Source organism: Kitasatospora sp. NPDC057738, from assembly GCF_042798815.1.
Classification (GTDB): Bacteria; Actinomycetota; Actinomycetes; order Streptomycetales; family Streptomycetaceae; genus Kitasatospora; species Kitasatospora lactacystinica.
The window spans coordinates 65,033-82,443 of record NZ_JBHVJT010000007.1; the positions used below are offsets into that span (position 1 = coordinate 65,033).

Consider the following 17,411-nt stretch of genomic DNA (forward strand, 5'->3'; position numbering starts at 1 on the left):
GGGCCCGCAGTTCCGCGGCGGCCTGCTCGGCCTGTTCGCGGGCGGCCTCGGCGGCGTCCAGGTGCTCGGAGGTCTCCTCGCGCTCGCGCCGCAGCCCCTCGGCCGCCTCCTCCCGCTCGCGCCGGCTCTCCTCGCGCAGCGCGTCGGCGGCGGCCTCGGCCTCGGCCCGGGCCCGGGCGGCCTCGGTGTCGGCCTCCGTGCGCACCCGCTCGGCGTCGGCCACCGCGGCGTCCCGGACGGAGGCCGCCTCGGCCTGCGCCTCGGTGGTCAGGGCCTGTGCCGCAGCGGTCGCCCCGGCGCGCACCTGCTGGTCGAACTCGGTTGCCTCGCGCCGGAGTTCGGCGGTCTCGCGTTCGGCCGCGGCCCGGTTCTCGGCGGCCGCGGCCTTGGCGGCGGCGAGCGCGTCCTGGCCCTGCTGCTCGGCCGCCTCGGTGATCTTCCCGGCCTCGGCGCGGGCCCGGGTCAGGGTCTGCTCGGCCCGGCCCTGGGTCTCGGCGGCCTGCTCCTGGGCCTGCTCGCGCAGCCGCTCGATCTCCCCGGCGGCACCCGCGCGCAGCTCGTCCGCGTCGGCCTTGGCCTTGCTGAGCAGCTCCTCGGCGTTCTTCGCCGACTCCTCGATCTGGACCACGGCCTGGCGGCGGGCCTCGCCGCGCACCCGGTCGGCCTCGGCGGCGGCCTGGGCGCGCAGCTCCTCGGCCTCGGCCCGCAGCCGGGCCGCCTCGTCCTGCATCTGCTCGATCCGCTCGCGGATCGCGGCGGCGTCGTCCAGAGCGGCGTTCTGGGCCTGCTCGACGGCGGCCTGGGCCTGCTCGCGCAGCCGCTGCGCCTCGGCGGCGGCCTCCGCGCGGATCCGCTCGGCCTCGGCGGCGGCCTCGCCGCGGGCGTTCTCGGCGTCCTGGTCGGCCCGGCCGAGCACCTCCTCGGCGGTCTTGGCGGCCTTGGCGAGGTGGACGGTGGCGTCCTTGGCGCCGGCCGCCCGGCCCGCCTCCTCGGCCTCGCCGCGCAGCCGCTGGGCGTCGGCCTCGGCCTGGGCCCGCAGCTCGGCGACGTCCCGTTCGGCCTGGGCCCGCAGTTCGGCGATCGCCGCCTCGGCCTCGGCCTTCAGCTCGGTGGCCACCGACTCGGCGGTGGCGCGCAGCCGCTCGCTCTCCTCCGCCGCGGCGGCCTTGGCGGCGTCGGCCTCGGCCTGCTTGGTGGCGGCCTCGTCGCGGACGGCCTCGGCCTCGGCGCGGATCGCCGAGGCCTCCTTGGTGGCCTGGGCGACCATCCGGGCCACCTCGGCCCGGGCGGTCTGCGAGCGCTGCTCGTTCGCGGCCTCGCCGTCGGCGACCCTGCGTTCGGCGGCGGCCTCGGCGTCGGCCTGGAGCTGTTCGGCGGCCTGCTCGGCCTGGGCGCGCAGCTCGGTGACCTCGTAGCGGGTGCGCTCCGCCTCGGCGATCACCTCGGCGCGCAGCCGCTCTATCTCGGCCTTGGCCGCGGCGAGCTGCTGCTCGGCCCGGGCCTGCTCGGCGGCGGCCTGCGCCTTGAGCCGGCCGATCTCGGCCTGGGCGCCGGCCAGCTGGCCCTCGGCGGCGGCGTGTGCGGCGGCCAGCTGCTGCTGGGCCTCGCCCCGGGCGGCGTCCACGTCGGCGGCGGCCTGGGCGCCGGCCTGCTGGGCCTGCTCGGAGGCGGCGCGCAGCAGGCGCTCGGCGTCGTTCTGGGCCCGCTGCAGGGCGGCCTCGGCGGCGGCCTGGGCCTCACCGCGGGCGGCGTCCACGTCGGCGGCGGTCCGGGCGCGGGCGTGATCGGAGAGGGCGACGGCCTCCGCACGGGCGGCGGCGACCATCCGCTCGGCCTCGGCGCGGGCCTCCTGGAGCAGCCGCTGGGCCTCCTGCTCGGAGCCGGCCCGGGTCTGCTCGGCCCAGCCGTTGACGTGCTGCTCGGCGGAGCGGCGCAGTTCGGTGAGCTCGTCCTCCAGCTGGCGGCGGCGAGCGGCCAGGTCGGCCTCCAGCCGGGCGGTGCGCTCGGCGGCCTCGGCCATGATCCGCTGGGTGGCGGCCTGGGAGTCGCGCAGCTGGCGCTCGGCGTCGGCGCGCAGCTGCTGGGCCTGCATCTCGGCGGTGCGGAGCATCTGCTCGGCCTGGCCGGAGACGGCGTCGAAGGCGCGCGGCTGGGCGAGCATGCGGCGGGACTCGTGCAGTTTCGCCCGCAGTACCTCCACCTGGTAGGCGAGGTCCTCGGCATGCTCGACTGCCTTGTCCCGCTCCTTCCGAGTCCGACCCATCTCGGCCTCGAACTGGGAGAGGTGATCGTCAGCCTCGTAGCGGTCGTTGCCCCGCACTCCGCGGTCCCATCCATCTCCTGGTCGCGTCCTCGACCGGGCCGGGGCCGGGCTCCGGTATCCCGGGCGCCGGTCCGACTGGTCCTTGCATCCGCAGCCGGTGGACGGCTCCCCGCCATGTCGGGGCCGCCCGCCGCGGTCGTCGGAGTCCGGGGCGCGGGAGCGCGGGGATGCCGCGTTCCCCCGTCCGAGTGGACTCCTGGGCGAACTCTTGCCTTGTGGAGAATGGTGACAGATCCGTCTTGCGACTGTTCAGCCGTGCCCGCGTAATGGACTCCCCTTGCGACGGGCCGACCACCGGAGGGCGGACGGGCCTGTCTTCGGCCGTGCCCGTCGCCTCCGTCCCCCGGAGCCGTCGCGCACCTGGGCATTGTAGTGGGAGCGCACTGCGGGGGAATGGCCGCAGGGGTGTTTTCCGGCTCTTCCCGCCAGGTTACTGACGGGTCATGACCGACGGGCCGTCGGTCGCCGCCGGGGCGGGGCCCGCCCCGGGGCGGGCCGGGAGGGGATCAGTGCTCGTCGTGGCCCTGCTGCGCGGAGGTCACCAGCTCGGTCAGGACGCCCCCGCAGTCCTTGGGGTGGAGGAAGGTGATCCGCGACCCCATCGAGCCGATCCGCGGCTGGTCGTAGAGGACCCGGACGCCCTTGTCCCGGATGGCCTCGGAGTCGCCGTCCACGTCGGCGGTGCCGAAGGCGATGTGGTGCACGCCCTCGCCGTTCTTCTCCAGCCACTTGGCCACGGTGGAGTCGGGCCGGGTGGGCTCCAGCAGCTGGAGGTAGGAGGCGCCGCCGTCGTCGGTGCCGTTGATCCTGAGCATGGCCTCGCGGACGCCCTGCTCCTCGTTGACCTCGGAGTGGAAGACCTCGAAGCCGTAGGTGGCGCGGTAGAACTCGACCGTCTTGTCGAGGTCTCGGCAGGCGATGCCGATGTGGTCGATGCGGGTCAGCACGACGGCCTCCGGGGTGGGGAAGGGCGGTGGGAAAGGTGCATCAAGTGCAGCGCATGGCCCGCGCCGTACGCCAGTACCGGGCGTGCGAGCCTGCTCACACGGCGGGCGGTTCACCCGGAGCGGGTCGGCACGGTGTTGACTGGAGGGTGCCAGTGCGCTCGATCACACCGTCGCTCCGGTGACGGGCGGGTAACAGGTCAGTACATTGAGCGCATCCTCACCTGGCCACGACGTGCGAAGGGGCCCGTCCCATGACCAACACCACCTCTGTGATCGTTGCCGGTGCGCGGACCCCGATGGGCCGCCTGCTGGGCTCCCTCAAGGGCTTCTCCGGCGCCGACCTCGGCGGCGTCGCGATCAAGGCCGCTCTGGAGCGGGCCGGGATCACCGGCGAGCAGGTCCAGTACGTGATCATGGGCCAGGTGCTCCAGGCCGGCGCGGGCCAGATCCCGGCCCGCCAGGCCGCCGTCAAGGCCGGCATCCCGATGAACGTCCCGGCGCTGACCATCAACAAGGTCTGCCTCTCCGGCCTCGACGCCATCGCGCTGGCCGACCAGCTGATCCGCGCCGGGGAGTTCGACATCGTGGTGGCCGGCGGCCAGGAGTCGATGACCAACGCCCCGCACCTGCTGCCGAAGTCCCGCGAGGGCTTCAAGTACGGCGCGATCGCGATGCTCGACGCGATGGCCCACGACGGCCTCACCGACGCCTACGAGAACATCCCGATGGGCGAGTCCACCGAGAAGCACAACACCCGCCTGGGCATCCCGCGCGAGGTGCAGGACGAGATCGCCGCCGCCTCCCACCAGCGGGCCGCCAAGGCGCAGGCCGACGGGGTCTTCGACGCCGAGATCACCCCGGTCGCCATCCCGCAGCGCAAGGGCGAGCCGGTGCTGTTCAGCCAGGACGAGGGCATCCGCGCGGACACCACCGTCGAGGGCCTGGCCAAGCTGCGCCCGGCCTTCGCCAAGGACGGCACGATCACCGCCGGCACCTCCTCGCAGATCTCCGACGGCGCCGCCGCCGTGGTCGTGATGAGCAAGGCCAAGGCCGAGGAGCTGGGCCTGACCTGGATCGCCGAGATCGGCGCCCACGGCAACGTGGCCGGCCCGGACAACTCGCTCCAGTCGCAGCCGTCCAACGCGATCAAGCACGCGCTGGCCAAGGAGGGCCTGGAGGTCGCCGACCTCGACCTGATCGAGATCAACGAGGCCTTCGCGGCCGTCGCCCACCAGTCCATGAAGGACCTGGGCGTCTCCTCCGACATCGTCAACGTCAACGGCGGCGCCATCGCGCTCGGCCACCCGATCGGGATGTCCGGCGCCCGCGTGGTGCTGACCCTGGCGCTGGAGCTGCAGCGCCGCGGCGGCGGGGTCGGCGCGGCCGCGCTGTGCGGTGGCGGCGGCCAGGGCGACGCGCTGATCGTGCGCGTCCCGAAGGCCTGACCGGCCGATCGCTCCAGGGCTGCGGACCGCGAGTGGCGGTCCGCAGCCCCTTTCGGCATTCGACGGCATTGCGCTAGGAGCTCCTGATGATCGATGTCGCCACGCTGGTCGAGCAGGCCCGGGAGGGCCGGCCGCGGGCGGTCGCCCGGCTGATCACGCTGGTCGAGAACGCCGCGCCGCAGCTGCGGGAGGCGATGGCCGCGCTCGCGCCGCACACCGGGCGGGCGTACACGGTGGGCCTGACCGGCTCGCCGGGGGTCGGCAAGTCCACCTCCACCTCGGCGCTGGTCTCCGCCTACCGGCGGCTCGGCAAGCGGGTCGGGGTGCTGGCCGTCGACCCGTCCTCGCCGTTCTCCGGCGGCGCGCTGCTGGGCGACCGGGTCCGGATGCAGGACCACGCCACCGACCCGGAGGTGTTCATCCGCTCGATGGCCACCCGCGGCCACCTCGGCGGGCTCTCCTGGGCGGCGCCGCAGGCGCTGCGGGTGCTGGACGCGGCCGGCTGCGAGGTGATCCTGGTGGAGACCGTCGGGGTGGGCCAGTCCGAGGTCGAGGTCGCCGCCCAGGCCGACACCACCGTGGTGCTGCTGGCCCCCGGGATGGGTGACGGCATCCAGGCCGCCAAGGCCGGGATCCTGGAGATCGGCGACGTCTTCGTGGTCAACAAGGCCGACCGGGACGGCGCCGACGCCACCGCCCGGGAGCTCAACCACATGCTGGGCCTCGGCGAGGCCCGGGAGCCGGGGGACTGGCGTCCGCCGATCGTCAAGACCGTCGCGGCCCGCGGCGAGGGCGTGGACGAGGTGGTCGAGGCGCTGGAGAAGCATCGGGCCTGGCTGGAGGAGCACGGCGAGCTCGCCGCGCGGCGCCGCCGCCGGGCCGCCGAGGAGATCGAGGCGATCGCCCTGGCCGAACTGCGCGCCCGGATCGGCGACCTGCGCGGGGACCGGCGGCTGGCCGTCCTGGCCGAACGGGTGGCCGAGGGCGCGCTGGACCCGTACGGCGCGGCCGACGAACTGGTCGCCGGCCTGACCGCGAGCTGAGACGCGGTCCGCCCCGCCGCGACGGTGGTCGTGGCGGGGCGGGGTGGTGCGGGGGCGGCGCTACGGCTTGCCGCGCAGGCCGCGGAGGTGTTCGGCGATGGGGGCGAGGGCCTGGTACATGTCGTCGAGCTGCTCCGGGGTGAAGCGGTCGATGAAGTGGGCGCGGACGCTGCGCACGTGGTCCGGGGCGACCCGCTGCATGGTCTCCCAGCCGTGTTCGGTGAGGTGGGCGTAGAGGCCGCGGCGGTCGCCGGGGCACTCCTGGCGCAGGACCAGGCCGGCGTTCTCCATCCGGGTGATCTGGTGGGAGAGGCGGCTCTTCGACTGGAGGGTGGCGGTCGCGAGGTCGGTCATCCGCATCCGGCGGTCCGGCGCCTCCGAGAGCACCACCAGGATCTCGTAGTCGTTGATCGCGAGGTTGTGCGGCTGGAGTTCGCGGCTGAGCTGGTAGTCCAGCAGCTTGGCGACCTCCAGATGGGCGCGCCACATCCGCTGCTCCCTGGCGGTCAGCCAGGGAGTCTCCTCCTCGGGCTGCGGCGGAGGGGTGTCCGCAGTGTCGATCGTGTGCGTATCCATGCCCCCAGCATAGCCGATTTAGTTCAATCTTGTACAAGTTTACAGACCGAAACGTCGGCCGAGGTCGCCCAGGTTACCGAGCCCGGGGATGTTGGGATTCCCGCCGCCGTGCCCGGCCGTGCCCGGCTGGGACGGCACGCCGCCCATCGGCACGCCCGCCTCGGCACCGACCGCGCCGACCGACCGCTCGGCCAGGAGTTTTTCACTCGATTGCAGCAGCACCTGGCCGGCGCCGATGAACTCGAACTGGTGCTCCTCGCCGGAGGCCCCGCCGAAGCCGGTCAGCCGGCGCAGGCCGCCGATCAGCCCGTGCATGTAGTCGTGGTCGTAGTGGTGGCACGGCGCCGGGCAGTCCGCCCAGCCGACCAGCGCCTGCGGGTCGACCCGGATCGGCGGCTCGACGAAGTGCACCGGCCCGTTGGAGGCGGCGACGAAGCGGCCGGTGCCGATCAGGGTCAGGAAGCCCGGGATGATCGACTGCTTGAGCCGCAGCGTCGGGTCGAAGGCCAGCAGGTTGCCGGAGCGGACGGTCAGGTTGCCCTCGTCCAGGTCGTACGAGTTGAGGTCGAACGCCCGGTCGGCCAGCAGCAGCTTGCCCCGGCCCTCGGCGACCACCCAGTCCGCCGCGTGCATCGGCGAGTTGAAGTGCTGCCCGAGCATCCGGTCGATCGCCCCGGCGCCGACGCCCTTGAAGGTGATGTCGCCGTAGTAGGCGACCATCTTGCCCTTCTGGAGGAAGTACGAGCCGTTCAGGTCGACCGAGAAGGCGTACGGGTTGACGTTGTCGCCGGCCGGCAGGCTGTGGGCGTCCCACACCACCGGTCCGGTGCCGCCGTGGCCGGTCGGCAGCGGGGCCACCGGTCCGCCGAACTGCTCCTGGGCGTAAGGCTGTTGCTGCTGGTGCGGCTGCTGGTACGGCGGCGGGGCCTGCTGGCCGTACGGCTGCTGCGGCGGCGGGGGGTAGCCGCCGGGCGGGGGCGGCGGGTAGCCCTGCGACGGGCCGTAGTTCGGCGGGGGCGGCGGGACCGCGAAGCCGGGCTGGGTCGGCTGGTTGTGCGGGGAGCCGTACGGGGGCTGCGGCGGGTGGGACATCAGAGCTTCTCCTCGCTCGCCTGGACGTACACCGCGCCCTGCCCGGACAGTTCCAGCTGGAACGCCTCGCCCGAGCCGCGGCCGATCATGTCGCGCCAGCCCAGCGCCGTGGACAGCTTGTTGCGCACGTCGCCGCGGTGCGCCACGTACGCCTGGGGGTCGACGTGCACCGACTGGCCGGGGACGATCGGCAGCTCGAAGACGCCGCCGTGGGCCATCACCGCGACCGCGCCCTGGCCCTCCAGCTTGGTGGTGAACAGGCCCTGCCCGGTGACCTGGCCGCGGACCATGCCCATCACCCCGCCCTGCGAGCCCATGAACATGGTGGACTGCCGCAGCGTGCCCTCGAAGGCGAGCAGCCGGTCCGCCTCGACGTAGAGGGTGTCGCCGAACAGGTCGATCACGTGGACGTGGTGGCCGCCGTGGCCGAACATCACCCGGCCCTGGCCCTCGACGGTCATCAGCGGGGTGTCCTCGTTGGCCACCCGGCGGCCGATCATCGACATCACGCCGCCCTGGCCGCCGGTGATGTTCGGCGTGAAGCGGACGTCGCCGCTGTACGCGAGCATCGCGCCGCGCTGGCTGAACAGCCGCTGCCCGGGTAGGACCTGGGCCTCGACCATCTTGCCGTTGATCTTCGTGAAGCCCATCAGACGTCGCCCCCGATGGTGACCTTCTCGGAGGGCTGGACGTACACCAGGCCCTCGCCGGTGAACTCGATCTGGACGGCCTCGCCGCCGCCCTCGCCGATGATCGTCGTCCAGCCCGCGCCCGACTTCAGGCTGCGCTGCAGGGTGCCGGTGTGCGCGACGTACGCGCCCGGGTCCACCCGCAGCGGCATGCTCTTGTCGACCCGCAGGATGACGGCCGGCCCGTTGGAGGTGACCGCCGCCCAGCCGTGGCCCTCCACCTTGGTGGTGAACAGGCCGTTGCCGGAGGACATGCCGTTGAGCCCGGTGAAGCTGGTGCCGGTGTGCAGGGTCGACTCGGTGCAGAGCAGGTTGTCCGATTCGACGTACAGCGTCTCGCCGTTCAGCCGGACCAGATTGATCTCGGTGGCCTTGTCGGCGAAGTAGCAGGTGCCCTGTCCCTTCACCTCCATGACCGTCATCTTCTCGCCGGTCAGCCGGCGGGTGACCATGCCGCGCAGGCCGTCCCCGCCGCCGGTCAGTTTCTTGAAGGCCATCTGCCCGGTGTAGGCGACCATCGAACCGTTTCGCGCCTTGACGGCGTCCCCGCCCAAATCGACGGCGAGCACGCGCGATCCCTGGAGTCTGAACTGTGCCACGGCCGCAATCTAGCCGCTGCGGCCGTGGTCCGGGGAGGGTGCGCGGGCCAACTGGTACCGGCCTGCGACAAACGCGCCGGTCAGGCCGGGGCGCGCGCCCCGCTCAGGCTCGGGCGTGCGCCCCCTGTCCGGGGCGCGGAACGGTGCCGGCCGCCTGCTCGACCTCCAGCAGCGAGGCCGAGTGGCGCTCCGCCTCGAAGGCCACCACGCCGCCGCGCAGTCCGAACAGGCGCTTGGAGAGCATGATCCAGAGGACCGCCGCGATGTTCAGCACCAGGGTGCAGACCTTGAGCGCGCTGACGTGGTGGCTCAGCTCGTAGCCCTCCAGGGGGAGGAAGGCCGCGGTGGCGACCACCGTCAGGTACTCGGCCCAGCGCTTGTTCAGCCACAGGCCGACCGCTTCGACGATCTCGATCACCGCGTAGGCGATCAGGGCGCCCGCGACGATCAGCAGGGTGCTCTTCTTGAAGTCGAAGGTCTTGCGGATGGTCTCGACGATCGGGGCGTGTTCGAGGTCCCAGTGGAAGTGGTCGGTGACCGGCCTGAAGACCGTGAGGTTCTCGTCGAACACCCGGTGCACCGCGTCCTGGCTGTTGGAGAACTTCCACACGGCCCAGGCGACGACGATGATCAGCAGCCCGCGCAGCACCCGTTCGACGGCCAGGAAGCGCAGGATGAACAGGTCCCGCAGCGCCTTGCCGCGCGGCACCAGCGGCGCGTCCTCGGCCGGGCCGGAGCCGTGCGGCTCGCCCAGCGCGAAGTCGCCGCAGCGCAGGCAGCGCCAGGCGTCGCCGAGGGCGGTGGAGGCGTGCAGCCGGGAGGCCAGTTCGGGTTCCGTCGGCGCGTAGGTGGTGTGACCGCGCCTGGCGCAGGTCCTGCGGTCCCAGTCGAGCTTGAGCATGTGGCGACTACCCCCGTGTGCGATGCGTCGGCGCCCGGATCGGTGGGCGCGCGGGCAGCAGGATAGGGGTTCCCGGTGACGGGCGGTCGCGCCCGGAGGCGTTCCGGCACACAGCTGTGACAGGGCGGGCGGGCGCTGTGAGATCGGGCACGGTGGCCACCCCCGGCCGGGGGTCCGTACGTGTGCTCGGCGATAATGGCCGGAATGCTTGTGAGTTGCTTCACAAGCGCGCCCGCGCCGCCGACCCCCGTATTGAGGTATCCATCGTGAACAGCAGCGCCGTCCACCGCCTGCGCCTGGTCTCCGGCCCCGAAGGGGTCTCCTTCATCCTGCTGCTGATCTGCTCGGTGCTGAAGCGGACCACCTCGTTCGACGCCGTCCCGGTGATGGGCATGGTCCACGGCGTCCTGTTCATCCTCTACGCGGTCTTCTGGATCCAGGCCTGGCAGGCGCAGAAGTGGGACGCCAAGCGCGGCGTCCTGATGTTCGTGCTCGCGGTGCTGCCCACCGGCGGCTTCTTCGCCGAGCGGATGCTCGCCCGCGAGGAGCGGGGCGAGCCGAAGCCCGCCACCGCCTGAGCCCCGGCGTCATCGTGGACGGTCGACAGGCTGCCGCGGCCTCCTCTCCCAAAGGGCCGCGGCAGCCTGTCGCCGTTTCTTACCGGGGGTGGCTCGGGCCGGTCCTGTCGGCGGTTCGCGCCGGGGCCGGTCGGGGCGTGCCGGGCACGCCCTAGTTGACGTTCACCGCGCTCCAGGCCGCGGCGACCGTGTTGTACTCGGTGCTGCTCGCGCCGTACAGGTCGGTGGCGGCCTTCAGGGTCGCGGTGCGGGCGGCCTTGTAGTTGGTGGTGGAGGTCATGTAGACGGTCAGGGCGCGGTACCAGATCGCGGCCGCCTTGGTCCGGCCGATGCCGGTCACCGTCGAGCCGTTGGACGTCGGGCTGTTGTAGCTGACCCCGTTGATGACCTTCGCCCCGCTGCCCTCGGCGAGCAGGAAGAAGAAGTGGTTGGCGACGCCCGAGGAGTAGTGGACGTCCTTGTTGCCGACGGTGGAGGACCAGTTGTCGGCCGAGGCGCCGTCCTTGGAGGGCTTGTCCATGTAGCGCAGCGGGGTGCCGTTGCCGTTGATGTTGAGCTTCTCGCCGATGAGGTAGTCCGGCGGGTCGGCCGGGAGGTTGGCGGACCACTCGACCATGGTGCCGAAGATGTCCGAGGTGGCCTCGTTGAGGCCGCCGGACTCGCCCGAGTAGATCAGGCCGGCGGTGGCGGAGGTGACGCCGTGGCTCATCTCGTGGCCGGAGACGTCGATGGCGGTCAGCGGGTGGGTGTTGCTCGCGCCGTCGCCGTAGGTCATGCAGAAGCAGGAGTCGTCCCAGAACGCGTTGACGTAGTTGGTGCTGTAGTGGACGCGGCTCGCGGCGCCGACGCCGTTGTTCTTGATGCCGTTGCGGCCGAAGGTGTTCTTGTAGTAGTCCCAGGTCGCCGCGGCGCCGTACTGGGCGTCGACCGCGGCGGACTCGCGGTTGGAGGGCGTGCCGTTGCCGAAGCTGTTGGTGGTGTTGCTGAAGAGCGTTCCGCTGCCCGAGGTGCCGCCCTTCAGGTCGGTGGTGGACTGGTTGCCCCGGGAGGCGTCCTTGAGCTGGTAGTTCGAACCGCTCTGGGTGGTGGTCAGCGTGACGGTGCCGACGTTGACGCCCTTGCCGGTGCCGGTGGCGGTCTGCACCTTCTCGTCGCTGGCGAGCACCTGGCCGGTGGCGGCGTCGGTGATCACTTCCTGGCGGCTCGGGGTGCCGTCCGAGCGCTGGCCCGAGACCACCGTGCGGTGGGCCAGGCGCGGGGTGCCGTCGGCGGCCCAGACGACCAGCTCGGGAGCGCCGGCGCCGTCGACCCGGCTGAGCGCCGCCTCGTCCGCGTCGGCGGTGATGCCGACGGTCGCCCGCACCGCGGCGGTGGCCGCCTCGGCGGCCTGCGGCGCGGCGAGGCCCGGGGTGAGGCTGGGCACCGACAGCCGGCCGGCGAAGGCCTGGTCGACGGACTTCACCGAGCCGTCGGCCTTCTGGTGGACGACCAGGTCGCCGCCGATGACCGGCAGGCCCGCGTAGGTCCGGTCGTACCGCAGGTGGCGGGTGCCGTCCTTGTCCACCACGACGTCCTTGGGCACCAGCTTCTCCTGGCCGCCGAGGGCGAGGGCCTGGGCGACCGGGGCGCTCTGCCCGGAGGCCAGCGCCAGCAGCGCGGACTGCTGCTGGGCCGGCGAGGGGGCGGCGGCCTGGGCGGGGGCGGCGGCGATCTGGATGACGCCGGCCAGCAGGGCGGTGGCGGAGAGTACGGCTCCGACAGTCAGCTTTCGCTTCACGTGCGGGGGTTCCTTCCACGAGACCCGCGGGTGCGTGCGGGTGCGCCGCGTACCGGGGCGCCGGGGTTGGCGCCTTGGGGCGGTAGGGCGCGGACGTGCCGGTCCCGTGCGGTTCCTGACGCTCCGCCGGGTGTGGGTGGGGGCGGCGGAGGGTCGGACGGGACTTGGTCAGAAGCATGACAATCGTTGGCAGGGATGGACAGGGTGCCTCCGGGGATTGGCCAGGAACCGCCAATCCCGGTACGGATGGTTCGGTTGCCGCCCGCTGCCCGGTTTCGGCGGTTCGTCCCCCTGGCGGGACTCCGCCAGCCGCCCGGCCTTGACAGCCCTCCGCAACGGCCGGACGCCCGGGCCCTCCCCATGGAGGTCCCGGGCGTCCGGTGCGCCTGTGCGGTGCGTCAGTTGACGTTGACGGCGCTCCAGGTGGCGGCGACGGCGCTGTACTCGGCGCTGCTCGCGCCGTACAGGTCGGCGGCGGCCTTGAGGGTGCCGGTGCGGGCGCCCGCGTAGTTGGTGGTGGAGGTGAAGTAGGTGGTCAGCGCGCGGTACCAGATCTGCGCGGCCTTGTCCCGGCCGATGCCGGCGAGGGTCGAGCCGTTGGAGGTCGGGCTGTTGTAGCTGACGCCGTTGATCGTCTTGGCGCCGCTGCCCTCGGACAGCAGGTAGAAGAAGTGGTTGGCGACGCCGGACGAGTAGTGGACGTCCTTGTTGCCGACGGTGGAGGACCAGTAGTCGGCCGAGGCACCGTCCTTGGACGGCTTGTCCATGTAGCGCAGCGGGGTGCCGTCGCCGTTGATGTTGATCAGCTCGCCGATGAGGTAGTCCGGCTTGTCGGCGGGCAGGTTGGCGTAGAACTCGACCATGGTGCCGAAGATGTCCGAGGTGGCCTCGTTGAGGCCGCCGGACTCGCCCGAGTAGTTGAGGTTGGCGGTGGCGGAGGTGACGCCGTGGCTCATCTCGTGGCCGGCCACGTCCAGCTCGGTCAGCGGGTGGGTGTTGCTCGTGCCGTCGCCGTAGGTCATGCAGAAGCAGGAGTCGTCCCAGAACGCGTTGACGTAGTTGGAGCCGTAGTGGACCCGGCTCGCGGCGCCGACGCCGTTGTTCTTGATGCCGTTGCGGCCGAAGGTGTTCTTGTAGAAGTCCCAGGTCGCCGCGGCGCCGTACTGGGCGTCGACCGCGGCGGACTCCGCGTTGGAGGCCAGGCCGTTGCCGAAGCTGTTGGTGGTCTTGGCGACCAGGGTGCCGGAGCCGGAGGTCTTGCCCTTCAGGGTGTAGGTGGCCTGCCCGCCGCGGCTCGCGTCCTTGAGCTGGTAGCTCGAACCGCTCTGGGTGGTGGTCAGCGGGACGGTGCCGACGAAGACGCCCTTGCCGGTGCCGGAGGCGGTCCGGACCTGCTCGTGGCTGGAGAGCACCTGGCCGCTCGCCGCGTCGGTGACCAGCAGCTGGCGGCTCGGGGTGCCGTCGGCGCGCAGGCCCTCGACCGTGGTGCGGTAGGCCAGGCGCGGGCTGCCGTCGGCGGCCCAGACGACCAGTTCGGCCTTGCCGGCCTGGTGGACCTCGGTCAGCGGGGACTCGTCCTCGTCGGCGGCGATGCCCACGGTGGACTGCACGGCGCCGGTCGCCTGGGCGGCGGCCTGGTCGGCGGGGATCTGCGGGGTGAGGCTCGGCACCGCGAGGGTCGCGCCGGTCGCCTTGTCCACGGAGGTGGTCGAGCCGTCGGCCTTCTGGTGCACCACCAGGTCCCCGCCCAGGACCGGGAGGCCGGCCAGGGTGCGCTCGTAGCGCAGGTGGCGGGTGCCGTCGGCGTCCACCACGGCGTCCTTGGCCACCAGTTGCTCCTGGCCGCCCAGGGCCAGGGCGTGCGCCACCTTGCCGGCCTGGCCGTTCGCCAGGGCGATCAGGTCGGCACGCTGCTGCGCGCCCTGGGACTGCGGGGCGGGGTCCGCGACGGCCACGGCGCTCACCTGGACGACGCCGGTGATCAGGGCGGTGGCGGAGAGTACGGCGACTGCGGCGAGCTTTCGCTTCACGAACGAGTCCTTCCGGGAAACCGCGAACGGACGCGGTCGCGCGGCGTTCCGGGGGGCCGGGCCGGCACCTGAGGGGCGGAACGAGCGCTGACGTGCAGGTCCCCGTGCGGTCGGAGCGGCTGTGCCACCGGTGGGTGGGGGTGGTGGCTACCGAACGGGGTTGGCCGAAAGCATGACAATCGAGCAAATCAAATGACAGGTCTTGCTCATGAATTGGCCAAGTCCCGCCACGGCCGGGGAATGTGAACGGGCGGACGAAAGGGGTGAATCGCCCGGCCTCGCAGCGGGTTGCTGTCCGAACCGAGGCCTGGTGGCACGGCGCCGGGCCGATCGGGGGTCAACCCCGGTGCGCCGGGAGCCCGTTGTCGCGCGTTCACATCGACGCAATGTCCTGGTATGGACCTGGCCGTCCGATTGGCGGGTTCCCGCCACGTGTTGCGCTTGTCCACCATCAGGACGCCTGGTAACACGCGTCCCGTCCGCCGGTACGGTAAGGAGGTGGCCAAGCCCCTCGCTCTCGACTTCGACCCGATCGCCCGCGCCGACGAGCTGTGGACCCGCCGCTGGGGCGCAGTCCCCTCGATGGCGGCGATCACCTCGGTCATGCGCGCCCACCAGATCCTGCTCTCCCGGGTGGACGCGGTGCTCAAGCCGTACGGGCTGACCTTCGCCCGCTACGAGGCCCTGGTGCTGCTGACCTTCAGCCGGACCGGCGAGCTCTCGCTCTCCAAGATCGGCGAGCGGCTCATGGTCCACCCGACCAGCGTCACCAACACCGTCGACCGCCTGGAGCGGGCCGGTCTGGTCGCCCGCCGGCCCAATCCGCTGGACGGCCGCGGCGTGCTGGCCACGATCACCGGGCGCGGCCGCGAGGTGGTCGAGGAGGCGACCGGGCGGCTGATGGCGATGGAGTTCGGGCTGGAGGAGTACGGCGAGGAGCAGTGCCGCCAGGTCTTCGATCTGCTCAGGCCGCTGAGGGTGGCCGCCGGCGACTTCACCGATCCGGGCGAGGGGGCTGCGAAGGGGACGGCGTGAGGGCGGCTACCCTCGTTGGAGCGGTGCGCGGATCCGGGCGTACCGGCCGATGCTGCCGAGCGACGCGAGGAAGATCATGAAGGCGACCCCCCTGCTGGGCTGGTACCGGGCCCTGGCCGTTGCGACCGGTGTGGCGCTGCTGGTGTTCTGCGGCTTCATGGTCGCGAAGTACGGCTTCGGTGCGGCCGAGGACGTGACCACGTACGTCGCGATGCTGCACGGCTACCTCTACATCGGGTACTTCGTGGTGACCTTCCTGCTCGGGCAGAAGCTGAAGTGGCCGATGGGCCGGCTGGTGCTGACCCTGGCGGCGGGCTGCATCCCCTTCCTCTCCTTCGTCTTCGAGCGCAAGGTGGCCCGCGAGGCCGCCGAGAAGCTCCCGGCGGGCGGCGCCGCCCGCCAGCCGGCCGGGGTCTGAGCCCCGCCGCCCGCGCCGCCGAGAGCGCCCCTCCCCGATCAAGGGGGAGGGGCGCTCTCGGCGTTTCGTGGGTCCTTCGGAGTGGATTCCGGGCCGTGCGGGCGGTCGTCCATCGACAAGTACTAGGACGTCCGAGTAAATTGTTAGGACGTCCTACTAGTTGTGCCGCCCGTCGCCGTGGCGGCCGTACGGAGCGGAGTTCGGGGTCATGGACGCCGAGGAGATCGAGCGCGGCCGGCAGCGTTGGCAGCAGCGGTACGACAAGGCCCGCAAGCGGGACGCGGACTTCACCACCCTCTCCGGTGACGAGGTCGAGCCGGTCTACGGCCCGCCCGCCGGGCAGGCCCACGAGGGCTTCGAGCGGATCGGCTGGCCGGGCGAGTATCCGTACACCCGCGGCCTGCACCCGACCGGCTACCGGGGCCGCACCTGGACCATCCGCCAGTTCGCCGGCTTCGGCAACGCCCAGCAGACCAACGAGCGCTACCGGATGATCCTGGACGCCGGCGGCGGCGGCCTCTCGGTCGCCTTCGACATGCCCACCCTGATGGGCTACGACTCGGACGACCCGAAGTCGCTCGGCGAGGTCGGCCACTGCGGCGTGGCCATCGACTCGGCCGCCGACATGGAGGTGCTGTTCGACGGCATCCCGCTCGGCGAGGTCACCACCTCGATGACGATCAGCGGCCCGGCCGTGCCGGTCTTCTGCATGTACCTGGTCGCCGCCGAGCGCCAGGGCGTGGACCCGGCGGTGCTCAACGGCACCCTCCAGACGGACATCTTCAAGGAGTACATCGCGCAGAAGGAGTGGCTCTTCGCCCCCGAGCCGCACCTGCGCCTGATCGGCGACCTGATGGCCTACTGCGCCGAGGGCATCCCCGCGTACAAGCCGCTGTCGGTCTCCGGCTACCACATCCGCGAGGCCGGGGCGACGGCCGCGCAGGAGCTGGCGTACACCCTCGCGGACGGCTTCGGCTACGTCGAGCTGGGCCTGTCCCGCGGCCTGGACGTGGACGTCTTCGCGCCCGGCCTGTCCTTCTTCTTCGACGCGCACCTGGACTTCTTCGAGGAGATCGCCAAGTTCCGCGCCGCGCGCCGGATCTGGGCCCGCTGGATGCGCGACCGCTTCGGCGCCAAGACCGACAAGGCGCAGTGGCTGCGCTTCCACACCCAGACCGCCGGCGTCTCGCTGACCGCGCAGCAGCCGTACAACAACGTGGTCCGCACCGCCGTGGAGGCACTGGCCGCGGTGCTCGGCGGCACCAACTCGCTGCACACCAACGCCCTGGACGAGACCCTGGCGCTGCCCTCCGAGCAGGCCGCCGAGATCGCCCTGCGCACCCAGCAGGTGCTGATGGAGGAGACCGGCGTCGCCAACGTGGCCGACCCGCTGGGCGGTTCCTGGTACGTCGAGGCGCTGACCGACCGGATCGAGCAACAGGCCGAGGCGATCTTCCAGCGGATCCTCGACAAGGGCCGCGAGGACCACGAGATCGGCCCGATCACCTCCGGCATCCTGCGCGGCATCGAGGAGGGCTGGTTCACCGGGGAGATCGCCGAGGCGGCCTTCCAGTACCAGCAGTCGGTGGAGAAGGGCGACAAGCGCGTGGTCGGCGTCAACTGCCACCCGCGCAGCGTCACCCCCGAGCTGGAGATCCTGCGGGTCAGCCACGAGGTCGAGCGCGAGCAGGTCCGGGCGCTGGGCGAGCGCAAGGCGGCCCGGGACGAGGCGGCCGTCCGCGCCGGGCTGGACGCCATGCTGGCGGCGGCCCGCTCGGGCGAGTCGATGATCCCGCCGATGCTGGACGCGGTGCGCGCCGAGGCGACGCTGGGCGAGATCTGCAACGCGCTGCGGCAGGAGTGGGGGACGTACCAGGAGAACGCGATGTTCTGAGGCCGAGGCCGAGGCCGCGGCCGCGGCCTGCCATTCGCCCTCGTGGCCGGGAGGTGGACGTGCC

At 72.4% G+C, this 17,411-nt stretch carries 14 protein-coding genes and 1 pseudogene; 6 read left to right on the plus strand and 9 right to left on the minus strand.

What is annotated here, in order from left to right:
• Positions 1 to 2,263: pseudogene (locus ACFVGO_RS05825) on the minus strand (hypothetical protein); the annotation flags it as partial.
• 566 nt (positions 2,264 to 2,829) lie between these two features.
• Complete coding sequence (mce, locus tag ACFVGO_RS05830; RefSeq protein ID WP_316526247.1) at positions 2,830 to 3,270, minus strand: methylmalonyl-CoA epimerase; 441 nt, start codon at positions 3,268 to 3,270, stop codon at positions 2,830 to 2,832.
• A gap of 251 nt (positions 3,271 to 3,521) precedes the next feature.
• Between mce and ACFVGO_RS05835 the strand changes: the two genes are divergently transcribed.
• Both ACFVGO_RS05835 and meaB read left to right on the plus strand, forming a co-directional pair.
• Positions 3,522 to 4,715, plus strand: a complete 1,194-nt coding sequence (locus ACFVGO_RS05835) for an acetyl-CoA C-acetyltransferase (RefSeq protein ID WP_359899921.1) — start codon at positions 3,522 to 3,524, stop codon at positions 4,713 to 4,715.
• 86 nt (positions 4,716 to 4,801) lie between these two features.
• On the plus strand, positions 4,802 to 5,758 hold the full coding sequence (gene meaB / locus ACFVGO_RS05840; RefSeq protein ID WP_359899919.1) for a methylmalonyl Co-A mutase-associated GTPase MeaB: 957 nt from the start codon (positions 4,802 to 4,804) through the stop codon (positions 5,756 to 5,758).
• 60 nt (positions 5,759 to 5,818) lie between these two features.
• On the opposite strand, the gene ACFVGO_RS05845 is transcribed toward meaB, so the two are convergent.
• From ACFVGO_RS05845 to ACFVGO_RS05865, 5 genes are all read right to left on the minus strand, one after another.
• Positions 5,819 to 6,334 carry a MarR family transcriptional regulator gene (locus ACFVGO_RS05845; protein WP_359899917.1) on the minus strand — a complete coding sequence of 172 codons (516 nt, stop codon included), beginning with the start codon at positions 6,332 to 6,334 and terminating at the stop codon, positions 5,819 to 5,821.
• Between the two features lie 39 nt (positions 6,335 to 6,373).
• Entirely contained in the window at positions 6,374 to 7,183 is an 810-nt protein-coding gene (locus ACFVGO_RS05850; protein WP_359900022.1) for an AIM24 family protein, read from the minus strand.
• A 242-nt stretch (positions 7,184 to 7,425) separates the two neighbouring features.
• A complete protein-coding gene (locus tag ACFVGO_RS05855; protein ID WP_359899915.1) occupies positions 7,426 to 8,076 on the minus strand; it encodes an AIM24 family protein in 651 nt (216 codons plus the stop codon).
• Positions 8,076 to 8,714 carry an AIM24 family protein gene (locus tag ACFVGO_RS05860; RefSeq protein ID WP_380630925.1) on the minus strand — a complete coding sequence of 213 codons (639 nt, stop codon included), beginning with the start codon at positions 8,712 to 8,714 and terminating at the stop codon, positions 8,076 to 8,078. Before ACFVGO_RS05860 ends, ACFVGO_RS05855 begins: the two co-directional genes overlap by 1 nt.
• Before the next feature lie 103 nt (positions 8,715 to 8,817).
• Entirely contained in the window at positions 8,818 to 9,615 is a 798-nt protein-coding gene (locus ACFVGO_RS05865) for a DUF2127 domain-containing protein (RefSeq protein WP_380630926.1), read from the minus strand.
• Positions 9,616 to 9,881: 266 nt separating this feature from the next.
• Here ACFVGO_RS05865 and ACFVGO_RS05870 point away from each other — a divergent pair, with 266 nt between their 5' ends.
• A complete protein-coding gene (locus tag ACFVGO_RS05870) occupies positions 9,882 to 10,193 on the plus strand; it encodes a DUF3817 domain-containing protein (RefSeq protein ID WP_380348672.1) in 312 nt (103 codons plus the stop codon).
• 151 nt (positions 10,194 to 10,344) lie between these two features.
• Here ACFVGO_RS05870 and ACFVGO_RS05875 read toward each other — a convergent pair whose 3' ends face one another.
• Positions 10,345 to 11,970, minus strand: coding sequence for a M4 family metallopeptidase (locus tag ACFVGO_RS05875; RefSeq protein WP_380348673.1), 1,626 nt, complete (start codon positions 11,968 to 11,970; stop codon positions 10,345 to 10,347).
• Between the two features lie 398 nt (positions 11,971 to 12,368).
• Positions 12,369 to 14,000, minus strand: coding sequence for a M4 family metallopeptidase (locus ACFVGO_RS05880; protein WP_359899907.1), 1,632 nt, complete (start codon positions 13,998 to 14,000; stop codon positions 12,369 to 12,371).
• Positions 14,001 to 14,498: 498 nt separating this feature from the next.
• On the opposite strand from ACFVGO_RS05880, the gene ACFVGO_RS05885 reads away from it, so the two are divergent.
• From ACFVGO_RS05885 to ACFVGO_RS05895, 3 genes are all read left to right on the plus strand, one after another.
• Positions 14,499 to 15,035 carry a MarR family transcriptional regulator gene (locus tag ACFVGO_RS05885; RefSeq protein WP_359899905.1) on the plus strand — a complete coding sequence of 179 codons (537 nt, stop codon included), beginning with the start codon at positions 14,499 to 14,501 and terminating at the stop codon, positions 15,033 to 15,035.
• 76 nt (positions 15,036 to 15,111) lie between these two features.
• On the plus strand, positions 15,112 to 15,453 hold the full coding sequence (locus tag ACFVGO_RS05890; RefSeq protein WP_359899903.1) for a DUF3817 domain-containing protein: 342 nt from the start codon (positions 15,112 to 15,114) through the stop codon (positions 15,451 to 15,453).
• A 208-nt stretch (positions 15,454 to 15,661) separates the two neighbouring features.
• Positions 15,662 to 17,347, plus strand: a complete 1,686-nt coding sequence (locus ACFVGO_RS05895; RefSeq protein ID WP_359899901.1) for a methylmalonyl-CoA mutase family protein — start codon at positions 15,662 to 15,664, stop codon at positions 17,345 to 17,347.
• Positions 17,348 to 17,411: the final 64 nt, after the last annotated feature.

What these genes read in the sequence shown, in the direction of transcription:
- ACFVGO_RS05835 (WP_359899921.1), top strand. Translation starts at nt 3,522, where the DNA reads ATGACCAACACCACCTCTGTGATCGTTGCCGGTGCGCGGACCCCGATG.
- meaB (WP_359899919.1), top strand. Translation starts at nt 4,802, where the DNA reads ATGATCGATGTCGCCACGCTGGTCGAGCAGGCCCGGGAGGGCCGGCCG.
- ACFVGO_RS05845 (WP_359899917.1), bottom strand. Translation starts at nt 6,334, where the DNA reads ATGGATACGCACACGATCGACACTGCGGACACCCCTCCGCCGCAGCCC.
- ACFVGO_RS05855 (WP_359899915.1), bottom strand. Translation starts at nt 8,076, where the DNA reads ATGGGCTTCACGAAGATCAACGGCAAGATGGTCGAGGCCCAGGTCCTA.
- ACFVGO_RS05865 (WP_380630926.1), bottom strand. Translation starts at nt 9,615, where the DNA reads ATGCTCAAGCTCGACTGGGACCGCAGGACCTGCGCCAGGCGCGGTCAC.
- ACFVGO_RS05890 (WP_359899903.1), top strand. Translation starts at nt 15,112, where the DNA reads ATGAAGGCGACCCCCCTGCTGGGCTGGTACCGGGCCCTGGCCGTTGCG.
- ACFVGO_RS05895 (WP_359899901.1), top strand. Translation starts at nt 15,662, where the DNA reads ATGGACGCCGAGGAGATCGAGCGCGGCCGGCAGCGTTGGCAGCAGCGG.